28 protein-coding genes are annotated in these 19079 nt (G+C 67.8%); 3 read left to right on the forward strand and 25 right to left on the reverse strand.

Translation table 11 applies throughout. From position 1 onward, the window contains the following. Nucleotides 1–39: 39 nt before the first annotated feature. The 19 genes from nrdJ to OG985_RS28620 all read right to left on the reverse strand — a co-directional run bounded on the left by nrdJ (nucleotide 40) and on the right by OG985_RS28620 (nucleotide 10982). On the reverse strand, nucleotides 40–2172 hold the full coding sequence (nrdJ, locus tag OG985_RS28530) for a ribonucleoside-triphosphate reductase, adenosylcobalamin-dependent (RefSeq protein ID WP_371674519.1): 2133 nt from the start codon (nucleotides 2170–2172) through the stop codon (nucleotides 40–42). 40 nt (nucleotides 2173–2212) lie between these two features. Further along, the gene (locus tag OG985_RS28535; RefSeq protein WP_371671197.1) at nucleotides 2213–2605 is read right to left on the reverse strand and encodes a hypothetical protein; all 393 of its coding nucleotides are present in this window, start codon (nucleotides 2603–2605) and stop codon (nucleotides 2213–2215) included. After that, complete coding sequence (locus OG985_RS28540; RefSeq protein ID WP_371671198.1) at nucleotides 2602–2985, reverse strand: hypothetical protein; 384 nt, start codon at nucleotides 2983–2985, stop codon at nucleotides 2602–2604. The genes OG985_RS28535 and OG985_RS28540 overlap by 4 nt, the downstream gene beginning before the upstream one ends. Next, nucleotides 2982–3308 carry a hypothetical protein gene (locus OG985_RS28545; protein WP_371671199.1) on the reverse strand — a complete coding sequence of 109 codons (327 nt, stop codon included), beginning with the start codon at nucleotides 3306–3308 and terminating at the stop codon, nucleotides 2982–2984. Before OG985_RS28545 ends, OG985_RS28540 begins: the two co-directional genes overlap by 4 nt. Further along, entirely contained in the window at nucleotides 3305–4489 is a 1185-nt protein-coding gene (locus tag OG985_RS28550; RefSeq protein WP_371671200.1) for a hypothetical protein, read from the reverse strand. Before OG985_RS28550 ends, OG985_RS28545 begins: the two co-directional genes overlap by 4 nt. A gap of 3 nt (nucleotides 4490–4492) precedes the next feature. Next, nucleotides 4493–4696 (reverse strand): hypothetical protein, encoded by a 204-nt coding sequence (locus OG985_RS28555; RefSeq protein WP_371671201.1) that lies wholly within the window; start codon nucleotides 4694–4696, stop codon nucleotides 4493–4495. Then, nucleotides 4693–5055, reverse strand: coding sequence for a hypothetical protein (locus tag OG985_RS28560; protein ID WP_371671202.1), 363 nt, complete (start codon nucleotides 5053–5055; stop codon nucleotides 4693–4695). The genes OG985_RS28555 and OG985_RS28560 overlap by 4 nt, the downstream gene beginning before the upstream one ends. After that, entirely contained in the window at nucleotides 5052–5657 is a 606-nt protein-coding gene (locus tag OG985_RS28565) for a toprim domain-containing protein (protein ID WP_371671203.1), read from the reverse strand. The genes OG985_RS28560 and OG985_RS28565 overlap by 4 nt, the downstream gene beginning before the upstream one ends. Beyond that, nucleotides 5551–5856 (reverse strand): CHC2 zinc finger domain-containing protein, encoded by a 306-nt coding sequence (locus OG985_RS28570; RefSeq protein ID WP_371674520.1) that lies wholly within the window; start codon nucleotides 5854–5856, stop codon nucleotides 5551–5553. Before OG985_RS28570 ends, OG985_RS28565 begins: the two co-directional genes overlap by 107 nt. A gap of 107 nt (nucleotides 5857–5963) precedes the next feature. Next, nucleotides 5964–6116, reverse strand: coding sequence for a hypothetical protein (locus OG985_RS28575; protein WP_371671204.1), 153 nt, complete (start codon nucleotides 6114–6116; stop codon nucleotides 5964–5966). Continuing rightward, nucleotides 6113–6490, reverse strand: a complete 378-nt coding sequence (locus tag OG985_RS28580; RefSeq protein WP_371671205.1) for a hypothetical protein — start codon at nucleotides 6488–6490, stop codon at nucleotides 6113–6115. Before OG985_RS28580 ends, OG985_RS28575 begins: the two co-directional genes overlap by 4 nt. A gap of 3 nt (nucleotides 6491–6493) precedes the next feature. Then, nucleotides 6494–7363, reverse strand: a complete 870-nt coding sequence (locus OG985_RS28585; RefSeq protein WP_371671206.1) for an AAA family ATPase — start codon at nucleotides 7361–7363, stop codon at nucleotides 6494–6496. After that, entirely contained in the window at nucleotides 7364–7921 is a 558-nt protein-coding gene (locus tag OG985_RS28590; protein WP_371671207.1) for a thymidine kinase, read from the reverse strand. It abuts the gene before it with no gap. Continuing rightward, nucleotides 7921–8352, reverse strand: a complete 432-nt coding sequence (locus OG985_RS28595; protein WP_371671208.1) for a hypothetical protein — start codon at nucleotides 8350–8352, stop codon at nucleotides 7921–7923. Before OG985_RS28595 ends, OG985_RS28590 begins: the two co-directional genes overlap by 1 nt. Before the next feature lie 25 nt (nucleotides 8353–8377). Next, nucleotides 8378–8524 (reverse strand): hypothetical protein, encoded by a 147-nt coding sequence (locus tag OG985_RS28600; RefSeq protein WP_371671209.1) that lies wholly within the window; start codon nucleotides 8522–8524, stop codon nucleotides 8378–8380. Continuing rightward, a complete protein-coding gene (locus OG985_RS28605; protein ID WP_371671210.1) occupies nucleotides 8521–9027 on the reverse strand; it encodes a hypothetical protein in 507 nt (168 codons plus the stop codon). Before OG985_RS28605 ends, OG985_RS28600 begins: the two co-directional genes overlap by 4 nt. Before the next feature lie 51 nt (nucleotides 9028–9078). Then, complete coding sequence (locus tag OG985_RS28610) at nucleotides 9079–10011, reverse strand: hypothetical protein (protein WP_371671211.1); 933 nt, start codon at nucleotides 10009–10011, stop codon at nucleotides 9079–9081. Further along, a complete protein-coding gene (locus OG985_RS28615; protein ID WP_371671212.1) occupies nucleotides 10008–10187 on the reverse strand; it encodes a hypothetical protein in 180 nt (59 codons plus the stop codon). The genes OG985_RS28610 and OG985_RS28615 overlap by 4 nt, the downstream gene beginning before the upstream one ends. 345 nt (nucleotides 10188–10532) lie before the next feature. After that, a complete protein-coding gene (locus OG985_RS28620; protein WP_371671213.1) occupies nucleotides 10533–10982 on the reverse strand; it encodes a hypothetical protein in 450 nt (149 codons plus the stop codon). A 237-nt stretch (nucleotides 10983–11219) separates the two neighbouring features. On the opposite strand from OG985_RS28620, the gene OG985_RS28625 reads away from it, so the two are divergent. The 3 genes from OG985_RS28625 to OG985_RS28635 all read left to right on the forward strand — a co-directional run bounded on the left by OG985_RS28625 (nucleotide 11220) and on the right by OG985_RS28635 (nucleotide 13305). Further along, nucleotides 11220–12158: a hypothetical protein gene (locus tag OG985_RS28625; protein WP_371671214.1), complete on the forward strand. Its 939-nt coding sequence runs from the start codon at nucleotides 11220–11222 to the stop codon at nucleotides 12156–12158. Between the two features lie 46 nt (nucleotides 12159–12204). After that, nucleotides 12205–12894, forward strand: a complete 690-nt coding sequence (locus tag OG985_RS28630; protein WP_371671215.1) for a hypothetical protein — start codon at nucleotides 12205–12207, stop codon at nucleotides 12892–12894. Nucleotides 12895–12978: 84 nt separating this feature from the next. Further along, nucleotides 12979–13305, forward strand: a complete 327-nt coding sequence (locus OG985_RS28635) for a hypothetical protein (protein WP_371671216.1) — start codon at nucleotides 12979–12981, stop codon at nucleotides 13303–13305. Nucleotides 13306–13375: 70 nt separating this feature from the next. Here OG985_RS28635 and OG985_RS28640 read toward each other — a convergent pair whose 3' ends face one another. From OG985_RS28640 to OG985_RS28665, 6 genes are all read right to left on the reverse strand, one after another. After that, nucleotides 13376–13588 (reverse strand): hypothetical protein, encoded by a 213-nt coding sequence (locus OG985_RS28640; RefSeq protein WP_371671217.1) that lies wholly within the window; start codon nucleotides 13586–13588, stop codon nucleotides 13376–13378. Then, a complete protein-coding gene (locus OG985_RS28645) occupies nucleotides 13585–14352 on the reverse strand; it encodes a CHAP domain-containing protein (RefSeq protein ID WP_371671218.1) in 768 nt (255 codons plus the stop codon). Before OG985_RS28645 ends, OG985_RS28640 begins: the two co-directional genes overlap by 4 nt. Nucleotides 14353–14424: 72 nt before the next feature. Further along, the gene (locus OG985_RS28650) at nucleotides 14425–14772 is read right to left on the reverse strand and encodes a DUF2746 domain-containing protein (RefSeq protein ID WP_371671219.1); all 348 of its coding nucleotides are present in this window, start codon (nucleotides 14770–14772) and stop codon (nucleotides 14425–14427) included. Further along, entirely contained in the window at nucleotides 14769–16079 is a 1311-nt protein-coding gene (locus OG985_RS28655; RefSeq protein ID WP_371671220.1) for a tail fiber domain-containing protein, read from the reverse strand. Before OG985_RS28655 ends, OG985_RS28650 begins: the two co-directional genes overlap by 4 nt. Nucleotides 16080–16092: 13 nt before the next feature. Then, the gene (locus OG985_RS28660) at nucleotides 16093–18276 is read right to left on the reverse strand and encodes a hypothetical protein (protein WP_371671221.1); all 2184 of its coding nucleotides are present in this window, start codon (nucleotides 18274–18276) and stop codon (nucleotides 16093–16095) included. After that, nucleotides 18276–19022, reverse strand: coding sequence for a phage tail domain-containing protein (locus OG985_RS28665; protein ID WP_371671222.1), 747 nt, complete (start codon nucleotides 19020–19022; stop codon nucleotides 18276–18278). Before OG985_RS28665 ends, OG985_RS28660 begins: the two co-directional genes overlap by 1 nt. Nucleotides 19023–19079: the final 57 nt, after the last annotated feature.

Raw genomic sequence — 19079 nt, forward strand, 5'->3', positions numbered from 1 at the left:
AAGACCCCCTCCGAAGAGGGGGTCAAACTTTACACAGGGCTAGCGAACAGGGCAAGCCCCAGACGCGCAGTCCTCGTCGGTCGAGTCCTCGATCCGGAACAGCGCGTACCCGTCGAACTCGGCCCGGCTGATCCGCTCGTAGGGCGCCTGCGGTCGGGTGCCGTCGACCATGACCGTCGTCCCCTTCAGGTGGGGGAGCCACTTCTCGATCACGTCCATGGTCGCGTCGATGTCGAGGCCCTCGGGCACGTTGGCCGTGAACGAGACGGCGTTGTCCGCCCACTCGGCCTGATACATCGCCTGGAAGGCGAGGAGCTGGTCAAGGCTCAGCTCGTCGGCAGACTCGACCAGATCGGCCGGGTAGCCGAGGGACTCCACCTCCTCGACGAGCTTGTCCAGCGTCGGGAACGTGACGACCATCGTGTTACCCGAGGCGTCGTAGACGCACGGCTCCACGTCGTACCCCTCCGCACGAAACTCCTCGACCTTCGCGGCCTGGTGCGGGTCGGTCACGGAGAACCGCACGCGCCGCAGGAACGTCCTCGCGTAGATCGGGTGGATGCCCTCGGTCACGCCGGGGAGCTTGGCCACGGTGCCCGTGGGCGCAACCGTGGTCGTCTTGACCGGCTCCGGGATACGCAGCTCGAAGGCGTACTCGCGGGCGGCCTTGCGGACCGTGCGGGCCAGGCTGCGCAGGAGCATCCGGAAGCGGGTGTGTGCCGGCGCTTCGCTGTAGCGGATGCCCTGCTTGGCGAGGAACCCCTGAACGCCCAGGTGGCCGACGCCGATCCTCCGGTTGGCGGCCAGGCGCTCGGCCTGCTCGGCGTCGTTCACGTCGCCGTACGTTGCGCGTATCAGGAAGCGGGTCATCAGCTCGTGCGCCCGCGTGAGGCCGCCCTCGTCGTACGCCTCGTGGCCGTCCACTACGAAGGCATCCAGGTTGATATGCCCGAGATTACAGTTTTCCCAGCTTTCGAGCGCAATTTCGCCACAGGGGTTTGTAGCAACGACTGTACCAACCTCGCCCACGTTGGAGAGGGTCGAGTTCCAGTAGCCGGGCTCACCGTTCCGGAGCATGCCCTCGACCACCCTGCGGTGGACCATGCGGGCCAGCTCCTCGCCGCCGGGGCCGAAGTCGTCGATGCGCCCACCGGCCAGGTACTCGATGAAGTCGCTGTCGATCTCGACCGACACATTGGTAGTCCAGTGCTTCGAGGTGTCCTCCTTGGCCGAGAGGAACTGCTCGATGTACGGGTCCGCCCAATGGCAGATCGCCATGCGGGCCGACCGGCGGTTGCCGCCAGAGACCACGCACTCGGCAATGGCGTGGTCGATCTCCATCGCCTCGACGGGGGTCAGGTGGCGGGCCCGCTTGCAGTCGAAGCACAGGGTCTTCGAGCACTCGGTGAAGCCGCAGAACTCCTTGCCCGACGAGGTGGACAGGACGCGGCCGATCTCCTGCATCATCCGGCCGAAGGGGGCCGGGCCCGAGGCGACACCGCCGAACGTCTTCAGGCGGGCACCCTTGCCGCGCACGCGCGACACGTCGTACACGCGGTGGCTGTGCTTCACCTCGTCGTCGGTCATGAAGGTGTCGATCAGGTCGACCAGCGCGGCGGCCCAGCCCTCGCGGGAGTCCTCGACCTCGAAGGCTCCGTCCCAGTCGGAGTCGTAGGCGTCGGACAGGACGCCCGCGGCCTTCATGTCCTCGTAGTCCGGGTGGGCGGGGTCGCACACGATGTGCACGGTCAGGGCCCGGCGAGGGGCCCCGTACGGCGCCAGGAAGCGCGAGCTGTAGTTCGCTCCGACGCCCCCGCCTTCCATGAGGCGAAGGAAGCTGAACTCGAAGTGGCGGGACAGGCGCTCGCCCCAGCCGGACACGTGGCAGTTGAAGAGGTACTGCCTGCCCTTGACCCCGCTCGCCCACAGGTGGCGGCCTGCCGGGATGACAGCGAAGCGGTCCATCAGGGAGACCAGCTCGTCGTACTCGGCCCGCACGTCCGCGCTCCAGCCCTCGGCCGGACCGTAGACGAGACCGAGGTTGCCGGCGGCTACACGCCGGACGGTCTCGGGCCAGACCTCGCGGGAACCGTCCGCCTTCGTCCGGCTGTACGTCCTCTCATACACGGTCTGGCCGGTGGGCCCGAAGGGGACAGAGATGGTGCTGATGATGAACTCCTAGGTAGTGCTGGTGGATTGGGAGAGGGGCCGGTCAGCCGATCGGGCGGTTCAACATGACGGACAGAACCTTGATGATTCGCTTCATGGCTCCGGCGTCGTACGCCGAGAGGTCGGACAGCACCTTGATCTGTGCCGCCGTGTCCTCGGCGGTCGGCTCGGGCGCCAACATGAAGGCGAGGCAGAGGTCGATCCGCTCATCCAGGTAGGCGATTGCGGCCTTGGCCTCGGCCTGAAGGGCGTCGAGCGCGACCTCCGCCTCGTACTTCGCTAGCTCGGCCGCGTTGTACGGACGGGAGGTGATCGACCCGTCCGCCTGGCGCTCGTAGTAGGTCCGGGTCGCGTCGTCCCAGTACTCGAACATCAGATCCGTCATGCCGGGCGGGGGCTGAACCGGGGCCGGGCCCTCGGGTGGGGTCTCGCTCACGCTGCGTTCTCCAACTCGTCGTAACTGTCGATGTAGTCAGTGCCGTTGAGGTGGGCGGCGATCTTGCCGACCCCGCGCTCAAGGCGGTAGCGGATGGCCCGGTCGGTCACTGCCTCGCGGGCCGCAATCCGCCGGTCGTCCCAGTCGAGGGCGAAGCGCATGAACACCGCCCGCTTCTCGTGCAGGGAGAGAGGGGCCGCCGCCCAGCCCCGCCGGATATCGGCGAGGTGGGCGAACAGCACTCCTGCGGACTTCTTGTCGACGGTCCCCTTCGGCATGTCCGCGTCCGGGGCGGTGGGGTTGCGGATGCCGTACGCGGCTTCCATGTCCCATACCGCCGGCAACAGGTGCTCGACGAGTCGTCGGTCGTACCCGCTCACACACGCCCCTTCTCGGCCGCATCGCAGGCCGCCTCGTAGGAGGTGTGCCGGACGCGGTACTTCGCCTCGGTCTTCACGTGGTCGATCAGGTCGCGGACGAGGCGGTGATAGAGGACGCCCAGGCCGAGCGAGTCATCGGCGAGGCACTCGTTCACCATCCCCGGCTTCGTCGCCAGGACGATCAGGGCCTCTTGCCGGGCGTCCTCGTACTCGATAGTCAGCGAGTCCTCGTAGCCGTCCGCGATACGGCGGGCGGCCCGACCTGCCAGGGCAACCACCTCGGGCAGGTCGAGCACGCGCCAGTCAGCGGCCTCGGCCGTCACCTGACCACTTCCTTCACCGGCACCTGACCGTCACGGGTGACCAGGACCATCAGGCCCGGAGCCCCTCGGGTGCCGGTGCGGTGCCGCCACCATGTCGACTCGGACTCCATCGCCGGCACCTGCACGAAGGTGCGCGGGCCGTCCGTGTCGATCAGCTCGTGATGCAGGTGACCGGCGAGGAGGAGATCCGCGGAGTGCATCGCGGACGCTTTGTCGAACGCCTGGCCCCGCCACCACTCGAAATGTTTGCCGCTCCGCCACTGGTGACCGTGAGCGTGGGCGACGACGGTCCCCGAGCACTCGACGACGACCGTCAGCTCGTCCGTGTCCGGGACGAACACCTCGACGTGGGCGTACTCCTCGCCCGCCAGGGTCAGGGCCTCGCTCACGGAGATCAGGGCCTCGGTGTCGTGGCTGTCGTCGTAGCGGGTCACGCCCTTGCCGCCCGGCCGGACAGCCTCGCCGTGGTTGCCGGGGACGGCAACGACCGTCAGCCGGGAGACCATCGAAGCGAAGCGGATGATCGCGTAAGCCATCAGTCGGCGGGTCAAGCGGATCTGCTCGGTGAGGGTGAGCTGAGTCCGCCACGTGTTCGCCCCGCCCTGCGAGACGAAACCTTCGATGTGGTCGCCGAGCCACGCGAGGTGAACGTGCTCGATGCTGAACCGCTCCCGGTACGTCTCCAGCAGCTCGACCGCACGGTCGATGCAGTCCATCGCCCGCTTGATCGTGCCCTCGTACCCGTCGCCGTCGATCTTCCCGAACTGCATGTCGCCCAGGGCGACAACGTACGTGAACTCCCCGTCCTCCTGGACCGGCACGAACCCGGCGCCCTTGTCGAATACGTCGAGAAGCTCGTCGATGTCGAGCCGCTCGACAACCGCCGGCACCTTGCGGCGGCCGAAGGAGAAGCGGGCCGAGACGCCCGGCTCCCCGTTCGCCATCGTCCACTCGCTCGACCGGAAGCCGGTCACCTCCCACTCGGCAGGGTCGAGCTGGTGAGTGCGGAGCACGTCGGCCGCCGAACCCTCCGGGTCCATGCCCTCGGGGCCGCGAACGGTCACCTCGGCCGCGTCGCCCGAGACCTCGATCTGACGGGTGAAGTCCCGCTCCGGGTCCTGGCGGACGGGCGGGGCGGTCGGGGTCGAGAGAAGGTCGGTCAGCAGCTCAGAGCGGTTCAAACTTTACACACCATCCCGGAGAGAGCGTCGGTACGTACGGATCGTGGAAGCGGACACGGTGTGCCCGTGCCGGCGGAGGACGAGGGCCAGGCGCTCGGCCGAGGAGCCGTCGAGGAGACGGAGAACGACGGTCTCCCGCGCGTCCGGCTCCAGCTCCTCGTAGATGCGCTTCAGGGTCGGGCCGGGACTGCCCGGCAGGTCCGTCACTTCGAGCCCCGGTCGATCTGGCCGATGGCCGCGACCGCGAGGGAGGCGAGCCGTACGAGGCCCTTGCGGATCTCCTCCGGCGTGCGCCCGCCGAAGGCCGCGAAGGCGACCTCGATCGCCAGGCCATCGACACCCAGGACTCCGACCTCTCCCCGGTCGGCGTTGATGATGGCCCACTCCTCACCGCGCCTGCGGTAGGCATCGGTGCCCCGCTTCGGGTGTACGCCGCCGACGAGATGCGAAGGCAGGTCGGCTATCACCTTGGCCGCGCCGTGCACCTCGGCCACCACGGAGGCGAGGGGGTCAGCCGCTCGCGCGGGCCTCTTGGCCGCCGTCTTCTTTGCCGTCGTCTCCGTCACTGGCCCTCCTCCTGAATCACGCCGAGGAGGGCCTGAGCGCCCCCCTGCATGTACGTCTCGGTCACGTCGCCGTCCCGCAGGCGCATCCCTCGCGCCTGCCGCAGGGCCCGGCAGAGCTTCGCGGTGAACTCGGCGCCGGCATCGTCGGGATCGCCCCACACGCGGATGCGGTTGAAGCCCGCGAGCATCCGCCTGTGCCTGCCCTGGAAGATCGAGGCGCCGGGGATGGCGACCGCGAACAGCCCGAGCTTCCGCAGGATCACGCGGTCGAGTTCGCCCTCGGTCACGTCGAGGGTGTCCCCCGCCTGATGAATCGAGTCGATCCCGTACATGCGCGGGGGATCGTCCTTGATCGAGTTGTACTTCCCGTGGAAGTGGGCCCGGTGGTCGTGGTCTTCCAGGCAGCGGAAGCGGACCGTCAGGGGCGAGCCGTTCCGGTCGAGATACGGGATCGCGAGCATTCCGCGGAACCGCTCATGACCGGGGAAGGGCAGGTCACCGACGACGCCAAGCCGGTGTGTAGCCGCCTCCTCGCGACCGATCCCCCGGTCGAGGAGATACCTTGCGGCGCCCGGCGTAAGAGCTGCCTGATAGGCGCTCACCGCCTCCTCCAGCATCTCTCGTTGCGAAGGCGAGAGAGGCTGCAAGGGCTCGTGCTCCGACAAAGTCAGTGCCCTCCTTTTCCATGATCAGAGTGAATGCGTCGCCGCCCTTCCCGCACGAGTGGCACTTCCAGAGCTGCCGGTCCGTGTTCCAGGAGAAGGAGGGGGTGTTGTCGTCGTGGAACGGGCACGGAGCCATGCCCGAGGCGCGGTGGGAGTCGTACTCCACCTCGTAGTGATCGAGGACCGCTTCGAGCGTCGGCTTCTCGTGCTCGCCGTCCTCGCTCGTTTCGAGCCGCTGGATTCTCACGCGAGCCGCCTCCCGAGGAAGGCGCCCCGCTCGTCGTCGTAACCGAGGGACTCGAAGCCCTGCTCGGCCGCCGAGTCCAGATCGAAGCGGCCCAGCTCGATCGTGAGCCGCTCCAGCTCGGCGGCCTCCTCGAAGGTGAGGGCGCTCACTCGACGCCCCGCAGATCGAAGTAGTCCTCGACCGTGGTCAGGACGAACGCCTTCCGCCAGTTCTTCCCCCGGCGCTTCACGATGACGATCGAGTCCACGTCGAACGGGTCGAGGTCGCGGTGCCGGGCGAAGTTCAGGCGCTCAACCTCGGCCTCGTCGAGGAACGGGCCCGGCGTGAGCGCGGCGTTCTTCGCCTCGATCACCAGATAGGTGCCGCCGGTCTCCCGGATCACGAGGTCGCCCTCGTCCTCGGCCCCGGTCAGACGGAGCCGCTCGGCGTCCTCGCCGACCGACCGCAGGCCCGCGAGGAGTTCGGTCTCCCAGGAAGCGCCCTTGCGCTTGTTGGCTCGGTTGCGATCACTGATCGAGGTCAATCTTTACACCGCCTTCGTAAGAGCGTCAGTCGGAGACCAGGGCTGAGAGGGGGGAGTCGTAGGGAAGACCCGTTCGAGCTTCGAGAAGCGGGTCACCTCCGGGTGGCAGCGCATCGACGCGTACCGCCGGGCGGTCGGATCGCAGGGCCCCATGCGTTGCTTGATCACCGCGACCCGGTACTCGTGCGAGTTCGGGTCCAGCGCCACGGAGAGGCTCAGCTCGGGCTTCTCCGACAAGCCGCCCTTCACCTGATCACGGGACGGCGGGGCCCACGGGTCCGACTTCGCCTCCCACGACTTGTCGGAGGCGTGGTGCAGGACGATCACGGTCGCGCCGGTCGCACGGGCAAGCTCAGTGAGCCCGCTCATCACGGCCATCTGTTCCGTGTAGTCCGACTCGGCCCCGTCGAAATCCATGAGGTTGTCGAACACGATGACCTGCGGATAGTCGTCCCACAGCTCGACCCAGGCGCCGAGTTCCTCGTCGATGGCCTTCCACGTGATCGGCGAACCGAACGAGAACGTGAACGGCAGACCGGACAGCGAGTTCAGGTACACCTCGCGATGGCGTCCGCCGGCAGCCATCCCGGCCTCGACCATCTCCGTGGTGTCGCCGGTCATCATCGACGCGAGCCGAGACGATGCGGTGAAGGCCGACATGTCCGCCGAGAAGTACAGCGTCGGGAGAGCCATCATCGCCGTCCAGAACAGCGCGAAGCCCGACTTCTGCGTACCCGAGCGGCCCGCGATCATCACGACTTCGCCGTGCCGGGGACGGCACCCCATCTGATACAGCGCCTCGAACGCCTCGACGCGGGGCAGCTCCTTGCCGGACTCGGCATGCAGCGCGAGCGACCGTGCGGGAGTCAGCACCTAGCTTCCTTTCTCTGCGATTCCTTGCGCCCAGTGCAGTCGGCACAGGACGCGGTACGTGGACCCGATATCGCCCACCTGGAACTGAGCGCCCGAGCGGGCCACCCGGCCCCCTTCGATGCGGGCGTTGATCAGGCCCGGCCTGCGGCACCAGCAGAAGACATCCGCCTGTAGGCGGATCACTGCGTCGGCCAGTTCGACCAGGCGGCCGGAGCCGGGGAAGAGGTGCGACCGGAAGTCGGTCAGGAGACCGAAGCAGTCGACCGCCACCCCTTCCCGGTCCACCACGGCTGCGAGCTGCTCGACCTGCCGGGGACTGAGGAACTGCGCCTCGTCCACGACGGCGAAGCTCGCCCCCGAGAGGAGCGCGACCAGATCGGAGGACTCCGACACCTGGAACGCTTCCTCGGCTACGCCGAGCCGGGACGACATGCGGCCATCCCGGCTCGGCCCAGTGAGGAGGACTCCTTCGCGGCCCGCGCTGCGGTAGTTGAAGGCCATCTGAAGCGCGAGCGTGGACTTGCCCGCGCCCATCGGCCCCGCGAAGAATCGGAGCATCAGTCGAAGTCGGGGGCCGCAGAGACGGCGGCCTCGACAGCGGCCTCGCGCGCCTTCACGTACCCGAGGATCTTGTCGCGGACGCCGGGGTCGCTGACCGGACGCCACACCCAGGCGGGGTGCTGACCGGGGCGCTTCGGGGGCACCTGCTCCAGGCGCACGATGGTCCCGTTGCCGACGACCCGCTTCAGGTCGCGGGCGAGGAGGGTCTGTTCGATCCGCTGTCCCTTCGTGACCTCGGGGGTGCCGGCGTCCAGCGCGGCCATGTTCCCGAACACGGACACGTCGCACAGGGCGGAGTCCTTCGGGCCGTTCGGGGTGGGTCGCTGGTCCTCGTACTCGTGGACCTCGATCAGGAAGGCGAGGGCGTCCTTCACGTCGCCCGGCTTGAACCAGCCGCCGCCAACGGTGGGGATGTCAACGATCTGCACGGATGTATCTCCTAGGTGTCTTGTCTCAGTGATGGGGGAGGCAGCGGGCGGGCATGTCGCCCGCCTTCGAGAAGGTCCAGAGACCGCAGGGAGCGGAGGTCCACACCCACGCGGCCCCGGCGATGAGAGTCGCGATGAAGGCCGCGGCGACTACGGCGCCGAACGTCTTCACGCGGTCTTCAGGGCTCGGCCGCGCGCCTTGTAGGCGGTCATCACGGCCGGGTCGGCGAACATCGCCTGGTTGGAAGCCCAGAGCTTCTGAAGGTCAGCGATGCTGGTCTGCTTCTCGATCTCGCCGAGAATCCAGGCCGAGCCGTTGTCCTTCGGAGTCTCGGGCTTGGCCGCCGAAGCGGTCGCCCACGGGTCGTTCGCCGGAGCGGACGCCGGGGCAGAGTCGGGGGTCGTGTCCTCGGCGATGACTCGGGCGTCGAGCATCGCGGCGATGTTGCCCTTCCCGTGAGCGAGGTTCGTCGCGTTGACGACGAGGCTGCTCAGCGAGAGGCCGGTTACATCTTTACACTCGAACCCGAAGTAGTCACAGATGAGGGAACGAACCTCCGGGACAGTGCCACGGAAGACCGCCCACGTGTCCTCGTAGGACTTGCCGTACTTGATGGTCACGCCGATCGTGCCGTCACCCTGGGGGGTGACCGCGCCTTCCTGATCCGCTCGCACTTCGCTCCTTCGCTCCTTGCTCTGGGGTCAAACTTAACACGGGAGTCGCAGTTAAGCGACGTTCTCTTCTGTGACACCGCTCACCCACGGGCGCATGGCGCCCTTCACGCTCCGCATGGCGCGGATCTCGCGGGCGAGCCTGGCCGCAGCCCAGCCGATCTCCAGGTCCACCCAGTGAAGGGTGCACTCGCCGGAGCCGGAGGGCAGGTTGATGATGATCCCCCACTTCTGGGAGACCTCGGGCATGGGGCGGTAGGCCGTCGCGGCTTCATCCGCCGGCACCACTCGCTTCTTCCAGGCGGCGAACGCCTTCTTGTCCGCCGTGTCCACGGGGAAGCGGGTGTAGTCGTAGAACTCGCCCCGGCTGTAGGTGGCGAGCTGGGCCGCCATCTTCAGGCCGCCGTACTGGACGGAGCCCGTCTTCAGGTCGCCGATGAACAAGCCCTCGACGCGATCCCCGTCCGGGCCCGGCCCGGCGTATTCGAGGGCGCGGTCGAACGTGCCTCCCGTGCCCAGCTCGGGCACGACGACGAACTTCTCCACGGCCTTCACGGTGAACTCGACCGTCGAGCCCATGTACGCGGCCATGTCCCGCAGGTCGCGGGAAGCGGTGCCGGCGGGCAGAGCCTCCCCGCGGTCGACGTACTCCGAGAGCGTGTGAAGGTGCGTGCCCTTCTCCCGCTTCAGGTTGGCGCCGGAGATGTCCTGTGCCTGCTCGGCCAGGGCGTTCAGCTTGCGCTTGTCGTCGGCGTCCTCGGGGTCGAGCTGCCGCACAACTTCCAGCATGGACGGGCGCTTCGCGGCCCCGACCAGGGTCATGCGCGACTTCCAATCGGAGATCGCGCTCTTGTCTTCGATGCAGTCGATGAAGGTCGTCGTGCGGGTCAGGGCCTTCGGCTTGCCACCCTCCTTCGGGATGACGAGCGGCCGGTCCCAGCCGTCACGGGGGACGGTCGCCTCGGGCGTCAGGTCGACGATGTTCACGCGGCCTCCATGGCGAGGTAGACGGACGGGACGGAGTTGCCGAACGGGTCGGCGTCGAGGTCGTTCGGCCGGAGCCAGATCCGGACCCGGCCGTCTTCGAGAAGTTCGGCTTCGTGCTCCTCGTCGGGAACGGGCTCCAGGCCGAGCGCCTCCGCCTGGTCGAGGGCGACGCGCATCTCGCGGCCGGACGCGTCAGGCTCCGCTACCAACGAGCAGTGCCAAGGAGGAACGCCGTCGAGGCGGACCTTCGGGCCAGCCTGGAACACATTCGAGCAGCCCACGTCTGCCCCCCTTCCTGTAAAAATGGAACCTTGCGAGACCGTTCTACGTCCGCGCGGATGGCGATGTCAACTTTGACCCTGAAAGGCGCCCGGTGACCTACGTCACCCGTACGGGCCCGGTGGTTGAATCGCGAAGAAACTGTAAAACCCGCAGGTGAGGAAGGTCATGCTCCTCTGGGATGAGAAAGACCCCCGCCGGAGTACGACGGGGGTCTGAGGGAATGCTGTGGAGTGCTACCCCTAGTCCTGAGCCTTGTTGCCTGTGGCATCTTTCGGCCTGCGGATCAGGTCGGTATCGCCATCCTCGCGCGGCACATAGAAGAAACCGTCCTCGGTGTCTGGGTCGTAGTGCACGACGAGGTTCCCCTCGGCGAGCATCTCCTTCCAGGAGGTCACGCGGTTCAGGTCCCGCTCGGAGTTGTTCCGGTCAGCCCGCACACGGCCCTCGACCCGCAGCATGATTGCGGGATACATGTGCCGGTGCTCGGCCTTGATCTTCCACGGGATCAGGCTGTCGTCACGGAGATTGCGCCGGTCAAGGCCCTTGCGGCGACGGAACGCGGACCACATGGGGACGGAAGTCTCGATGTTGTACTTCCGTAGATACTCAGCCTGCATCCACTCATAGGTCTTGCCCTCCTCGAACCAGCGGATGACCTCCGCCTCGTCTTGGATCTTCCTCGGTGGCATGTGTCCCCCTGTGGTCTCTGCCGATCTCGTCCTTCAGGACTACAACTCTGTCGCTCTGTCAGGACTTTAAGTTGACACCCAGATGACCTTGGTGTCAAGCTGACGCCAGACAGCGAAGCTGTCGCAGCAACACACAGGTAAAGGTGACCCCCGGTAGACGGCAATCTCCGGGGGTCTGGTTCCCGGCCGCGAGACGGCAATCTCCGACCGGGTTGGCACAGGAGATGTGACCCTCCCATGCAGATTCATCGTAACCCCAGGCATGACCGCGACTTCGTGATCATCGCGAACCGCGCGATACAGGACCCGCGCATGTCCCACACGGCGCGCGGCATCCTCGCCCTCGTCCTCTCCCTGCCCAACGGGGTCAAGGAGAACGTTCGCACCCTCTCCGACAACTACCCGCAGGGCCGATCCGCGGTGGCCAAGGCCGTCAAGGAGCTGCGCGACCTCGGGTACTGGGTGACGAAGACCGGCCGCGACGAGGAGTCGAACCAGATCGTCTCGACCGTGGACGTGTACGAGACGCCGGCAACTGCTTCTGCTCCGGTTCCCACCCGTCCGGTCACCGCTCCTGCGGCCACCCGGAACACGGGCACGTCCCCTTACGGGGAAAAGGATCTCTCTAAGGACGGGGAAAAGAACCCCCCCTTCCCCCCTGCGGCTGAGCCCGTCGAGGACCAGGCGGCCGAGCCCGTGGCCAGGGAGAGGGAGGGCTCCAGCGAGAAGAACCAGGACGACAAGCAGGCCGCCGAGGCAGCCCGCATCCTGCGCCGCCTCGCTGCGGTCGACTCCCGCCTCCGCCTGTCTGACCGGCAGGTCGCCAAGCTGACCCCGGCCGTCGCTGACTGGCTCGACCGTGGCGCCACCATCGCCGAGATCACCGACGCCGTGACGCAGGGCCTCCCGCAGAAGATGTACTCGGCCGCCTCCGTCATCGCTGACCGCCTCGACCGCAAGCGCCCCGAGCGCAAGCGCCAGTGGAAGCAGTACGCCGAGTGCGCCGACCGCTGCGGCAACCTCCTGCCCGCTGGCCAGGACTCCGGCATCTGCACCGAGTGCGCCCTCGGGATGACGACCGCCTTCGAGATCGACTGCACCACGGGCGAGATCACCGAGCCCGTCATCGGCCCCAGCGCCGAGTACCTCGCCGTCCGCGCCGCCCTGCGCGCCTGACAGCCCCCTCGCACTTCCTTCCTCACCACTCCTGAAAGGCACAGCTATGCCCACGCACGCCCGCCTGCCCTGGTACGCCTACGCCATCGGCGCTGTGGTCCTGTCCGTCGCCCTGGCCATGGGTGCCCCTGGCGAGTACCAGCTCGCCCGCCTCGCCGGATGGAGCGAGATCGTGGCCGCCGGTATGCCGGTCTGCATGTCCGTTTACGCGGTCGTCGCCGTCTGGTTCGTCGAGTCCCGCGAGAAGGGCGAGAAGGGCCGGGGAAGCGCCATCGTCGGCGCGATAGGCGCCCTGGCCATGACCCTGACGGGACAGGTCGTCGCGCACTGGATCGCCGCCGGTTACATGACCTCCTCGAAGGAGCTGGTCGCCGCCGTCTCCGCTGTCCCCGCCTTCGTCGCCGGACACGTCGCGCACATGGTCATCCGTGCTGCCCGCCCCGCCCCCATCAAGGTGCCGGCGGAACTCGAGGTCGACGAGGACCAGGACCAGGACCAGGACGGCGAGCCCGTTCAGCCGACCCTCGACGGCACCGAGCCGCCGGTCGACGAGGTGGCGAAGGCCCGCTCTCGCCGCCGTCCCGGCCGCCCCACCCCCAGCGACGAGGAGATCCGCAAGGCGGCCGAGGCTCTGACCGCCAAGGGCGAGCAGGTGACCGGCCCCGCCCTCGCGAAGCTCATGGGCCGCGACCGGCGGACCGGAAGCCGCTACCTCGCGCGTCTCCAGAACGCCTGACTGACCAGTCAACTTTGATCCGCACCCTGTCTGGCGGGACAATGTGTACAGAGAGTCCCGCCAGACGAGGAAAGACGCGGAGGAATGGACGTAACGATCACCGTGCGCGTATGTGATGTGTGCGAACGGCGGGACAGGCCCGCGATCCGATACACCCTCACCCCGGAGAACGGGACGGCGAAGACGCGGGACCTGTGCGCCGTCGATGTGGCCCCGGTTGAGAAGCTGTTCGGGCCCCTGGAAGAGGCCGAGGCCGACGACTCGCCCAGCTCGAAGGCGAAGCCGGTCAAGAAGGCGGCGACAGCAAAGAAGGTTGCCTCGGGAACTGTCCCCAGGCGCCGGGCGAGCCGCACCCCCGTGATGACCATGGAACAGATCGAGAAGATGAAGGCAGGCTCGTCCGAGTCCTGAAGGCGACAAAAACGCCCCTCCCCACCCCCGAGACAAGGGAGTGAGGAGGGGCGTCGGACTTACCCGAGGATCAGGGCGAGTCCTCAGAGTCAGAACCCTCGACGAGGCCGAGGGCGGTCACGATCTGGACGATGAGAGCCACCTCGGGCCGGTCGGCGTAGGTGACAGCGAGGACGCTCACCAGGACGCCGAGGGCCGCCAGGACGGCCCCCACGCGCGAGCGGTAGCGGACGGGGAGGGACGAGACGATCAGGGCCAGAGGCCCGGTCAGCTTGTTCTTCATCGGCGGCCTGCCTGCTTCTGAAGGGCAGCGAAGCCCTTCGGTCCTATCCGCGGGTCATGGAGGACAGCGCGGTACTTGGGGTTGCGGTCGTGGAATCGAGCTACGGCCCGCTGCGTCTCGGGGCCGTAGAAGTCGGACGGGGCGCCAGGGATCGGGCCGTAGCCCGCCTTGACGAGGAGCTGCTGAAGCTCCTTGACCTGCTTGTGGTGGGCGCCCGGATGTACGCCGGCAGCGAGAGGGACGATCCGGTTCGGGGCGGGCTTCGCCGGGACGTGCGCGGGAGGCTTCGGGGCGTCCGCCTTGAAGGCCGGGTAGCCGTAGCCGTAGACCCAGGCGTCCTTACGGCGGTGCCTCTGCTCGTACACCCCGTCGCCCTCGGCCGAGCCGGTGGCGTTGCTATTGCCTTCCACGGTGGTGATCCACTCGTCGTCGAAGGCCACTACCAGGCCGGTGTGCGAGCCGCCGTTCTTGCCGAAGAACACCTGAGCGCCGACCCTCGGCGTGAAGCCGAACTGCTTCCGGTCCTTGAACCAGTCGACGCCGTACGCACAGGAAGCGGTACGCGGGTACAGGGCGGCGAGCCCAGCCTTCATCGCGCACCACGAGACGAAGACGGCACACCACGCCATCCGGTCGGACCACTCAAGGCCCGGCGTCTGGTCGCTGTACTTCTGGTCGTTGTTCCAGTGACCGCCCGAGCGGCCTTCGTGGTAGCCCTTCTCGGCACGGGCGATACCGACGATCTTCTGAGCCTGCTTGCTCAAAGGGGCGTCCTCCTTCGGGACATGCAAAAAGCCCCGTCCGTGGGGACAGGGCCTCGGGGGAAGCGGGGAGATTTAGGCGGCAGAGACAGAGGAGATGTGCGAGTCGAGACGCTCGGACACCGCCAGGCGCTCGATGCGCTCATGGGACAGGTCAGCGCGGAGCCCGCGAATGTCCCGGCTGTGCTCGGCCTGGCCTTCGAGGACGCGATCGAGTCCCGCGATCACGCGGTCCAAGTCGTCCCGGAGATTTGTGCTGTGGGTGTTGGAGACCTGCTCGCGGGCCTCCTGCGCGTGCTCACGCACTTCGGCGAGTGCTGACCCCTGTCGCCTCACCAGCTCGACCAGGACGCCGACCAGGGCCACGCCGACCGTTCCGCCGGCGGTGACGACGGCGACCTGAACAGAGGGGTCAAAACTCATCGGCCCAGCTCCCGGAGCTGAGACTCCAGCCGGTCTATGCGGTCGGCCTGGTCCTGCACCACGGACAGAAGGGCGACCCCGAGCAGGTCATAGCGGAGGGCGTCGATGCGCCCCGTCTCGTCGTAGGTGACGATCTCGGGCAGCGTCTCGGCGACCTCTTCGGCGATCAGGCCGAACTCGTCCCGCAGGTACTCCCCGCCCTCTTCCTTCGGGCGCCGGTCGTAGACGCGGGGGCGAAGGGACAGAACCGCATCGGGGTCGATGTCGATGTCCCGGATGTTCTGCTTGAAGCGGCGGGACGAGGTGTTCCGCGCGAAGGTGCCGTCTCCCTGCACCCACACCGCGTAGTACGTCCCGGAGCCGCTCACGCTGTCCGCGTGAACGCGCTTCGTGCCGTTGGCCCACGAGATCGTGTCCCCCGACTCAAGGTAGGTCGAGTGCGAGTGGGACGACGGAGTGAACGTGCTCGGCTTCGAGGTGATGCTCGACCACGTGTGGGAGTGCGTCGCGGGCGGGAACGTCGTCGGGACCTGATTCAGCTCCGACCAGTTGTGCTCGTGCGCAACGGGGGCGAAAGTCGTCGGCTTGCCCGTCACCTGTCCCCAGTCGTGCGTGTGCGCGGCCGGAGGCAGGGACGTGGGGGCATCACTGATGTCCGCCCACTTGTGCGTGTGGACGGCCGCCGGGAACGTGGCGGGCTTCCCGGACAGGCCCGACCAGTCCACGTTGGAGATGAGCGGCACCCAGGCCGTGTCATTCCAGAACTCGAAGGACGACGTGTCGGCGTTGTAGCCGATCTGCCCCATGCGCGGGGACGCGGGTCGCGTGGCGCTGTTCCACACGAGGATGCGCGAGCCCACATAGGGACGGGTCCTCTGAACGTCTCCGCTCGTGATCGAGGTGACGTTCGCGTTCACCGTGACCAGCGCGAGCGGCATCTCGTAGATGCCTGTGTCCGTCTGGGTCAGGGCCGCCGGAGTGGTCGAGCCCGCGGTGCCCTGCTTCACCGCCAGGACGATGCTGTTCACTGCCGGGTCCAGTCGCAGGATCACCCGGTCGACACGGACCGAGGTGTTCGCGGCCGGGATGGTCACGGTGTCGGTCGCCGACGACTGGGCCATGAAGCCGCGAACGAAGGCCAGGCCCGACGAGACGTTCAGGACCATGCCGGTGCCGGCGGACACCGCGAAGCCCGAGGACGCGCCGAACGAGGCGACGACGCCCGTGTCCTGGAACTCCCGGAACATCTGCGAGAACTGCGTCTCGGTGACGGCCTGAGAGTCGAAGGGGTAAGAGGTGATGGCCAAAGGGGAAGTCTCCTTAGACTGCGGCGCCTACGTCTTCGATCACGAGATGGGATGCGCCGAGCGAGACGGCGAAGCGGACCTTGCCGTTCGTGGCCTCCGGCTTGAGGCATGCCGCACTGATCCCGAGCGTGATCTGACCGGCGGGCGGGTTGTTCAGGTACCAACTGGCATCGAGGCCAGACGCAAGAAACGAGTCGTCGTCGAACGTGCTCTGGTAGATGCCGCCGAGGTTCGTGCTAGTGGTCGCGACCGTGGGGCCTACGGCCCAGCGGGTAGTGACGATCGCGCTCTGTTTCGAGCCGTGGGTCGTGGTGTCGCCCGTGGCGTCCACATCGACGATGCCCGCGCGGAAGTTGACCTTGTAGCAGCGGCCCGCCTCGGCGGTGAAGCTCTGGGTGAAACACATCGTGTCCGCGTTGCCGAACGTCGGAGACGCCGTGGTGATGATCTGGAGAGCGACGACGCCCCTCGGGGTCCTGTCCTCGAAGGTGTCCTTACGCCAGGGCCCCCACCCGGTACCGCTGCCACACCGCCACCATGTCTCGGTGGTGGAGTTCGAGTTAGCTCGCTGCCACGACTGCACGGCGTCGCCTCGGAGCTTGCGGGTGGTGAGGATTCCCCACTTGCCCCCGAAGTCCCAACCTCCGGTCGTCGACTCGGTGTTGGTCAGGTAGAGGGTCGAGGTTCCTTCGGGATAGCTTGCGACCGCAGTCGTCTGGGTGACCGAGGTAGCCGCGAGCTGGGTGTCGAAACCCACCTGACGCCAGGGCGACCAGCCCGAAGCGTTGCCGCCCCGGACCCACATCTCGTGCGGAGTGGTGGACGAGTGCACCCGGCGCCACGTCTGCACGGCGTCCCCGCCGCTCCATGCACGCGTCTGGACGAAGCCGTACTTGCCGCCGAAGTCCCAACCGCCGGCAGTGGCCCCCGTGTCGGAGAGGTAGAACTCGATCGTCTGGTTCGCCGGGTAGCTCGTAGGCGGCGTGGCCTGCGTGTAACCGGTGGTGGGGACGACTCGGGCGCCCGGCGGTACGGCCTCCGCCGTCCGCTCCAGCGAGGAGACGCGAAGCGCAAGGTCCGTCGCGGCCTTCGCCGCGGCTGCGCCGGCATTGAGCGGGGTCGGGTCGCCCAGGGTGGCACCGAGCCGGTAACCATCGCTGTCGACCTTCAGGACCATGCCCGTGACGACGGCTGCCATCTCGGTGTTGCCGACGATGACGGACACCTTGTCGCCGAGGAACCAGTCACGCCCGAAGTCGAGCGCACTGTCTTCCATCGGTACGGCCTGGGCCGCCTGCACCGTGGCCCCGCCGTCCGCGAGGGCCTCGTTCCCCTTCTGCGTCAGCTCGGTGGGGGCCTTCGTGGACCGCTCGTCGACGAAGGACTCGATCCGGCGGCCCCAGTCCGTCTCGGCCTGGGTCGAGGCAGCGGTGCTCACGCCGACGAACACGCGGTTCGTACCGTCCCCGTCGCCGCCGACGAGCACCTGTGTTTTCTGCGGGGTCGAGGTGCTGACCCGCTGACCGGCGAGCGTGTTGTTCACGACGCCGAGCCGGGCATCCTTCGTCCGGTCCGTGACCGCGTACGTCTCGAAGACGAGGTTCGCGCCGCGCTGCACCACACGGAAGCCGAGGCCCGCCGGGTCGGCCAGCGTCTTGCACAGCTCGCCGAGCTGCTCGAAGCGGGCCGACTTCGAGACCGAGGCACCACGGGCACTGTTCGTGCCCATGATGAGCCCGGCCTTGCGCCGGTTGGACGGAGCGCCCGGCCCGACGTTGGCGTTCACGTACGCGTGCATCAGTGTCTCGGCCGGGCCCGTACGGTCGTCCGTGTCCTTGGACTGCTTCGTCACGTCGCCCTGCGCCGGGTCCGGCCAGGCGAGCATGTCCGACAGGATCACCGTGTCGTCCACGCCCTCGACGGACAGCGTGCCCAGGGGGTCAGTCGCCGTGGTGGCGTTCTCGGCTCTCGTGACCGGCCCGGAGAACAGCACGTCCAGCGGGCCCGTGACGATGATGCCGGCGCCTGGCGCGGCCAGGACGGCGGCGAGCGGATGCTCCGCGTTGATCTGGAGCTTCCATGTGCCGACGTTGTTGTGTACGTCCTCCGCATCCATGGTGAGCAGATCCGCAGGGATCGCCCCGACGCGGGTCAGCGTCTTGTCCCGGACCTCGACGAGGAGGTCTTCCTGACGCACTAGACCACCACCCACTTACGAGGCCGCCACGACACGACGACCCGCGAGGCCGCCGACGTGTTGAGCAGAGAGACTGCAATCGTTGAAGTCCCCGGCGGGACTGACCAGAAGCGGGGAGCGGTGGAGAGGTAGCGGTACACGTTCGCGCCCGAGCCGTCCTTGACGACGCCCGTCCCCATGTCGACGGTGATGCTTCCGTTCGACGTGATCGAGCCCGTGTACCAGAGCGTCTCACCGCTCGGCCCGATCGCCTTGAAGTTGTCGCCAGGCCCGAAGACCTGGAAGACCGGGTACGCCGGCACATCGCCCTCGTTGGTCAGCTCGGCCGAGCCGATCGCCTGCGACGAGGAGACCGGCATCGCCGACATGGACGACAGGAACGGGGCCGCCGTGGCTCCGCCGATCGTGACCGTCTGCGGAGACTCCGCCAGGAAGTACGGGCTCGGGGCCCGCACGGTGACGACCGTCTGTACGTCACGCTCGCCCGATGCGGGGTCAATGTCGCCTCCGCCCGTCCAGCGGACGGGAGTTGACCAGCGGACCCCTTCGCTGTCGATGTACGTCAGGGTGCAGTCGTCGGCCAGGACCCGCGCGAGGCGGGTCACCAGCTCGGCGAGGTGCGACCTGTCGCGTCCCACGATGTCGAGGGGGACGTCGATGTCGCGGGGAAGGACGCGCCGCCCACGGTAGGCGGCGCCGTCCCCGGCTCCTTCGAGCCACTGCACGGAGAGCTGGGGCAGGCCCAAGCCGGTTATCCCGGCAAGGGCCTGGAACCCAACTCCATTCGTTTCGATCCCGGACAG

This window comes from Streptomyces sp. NBC_00289, assembly GCF_041435115.1.
Lineage (GTDB): Bacteria > Actinomycetota > Actinomycetes > Streptomycetales > Streptomycetaceae > Streptomyces.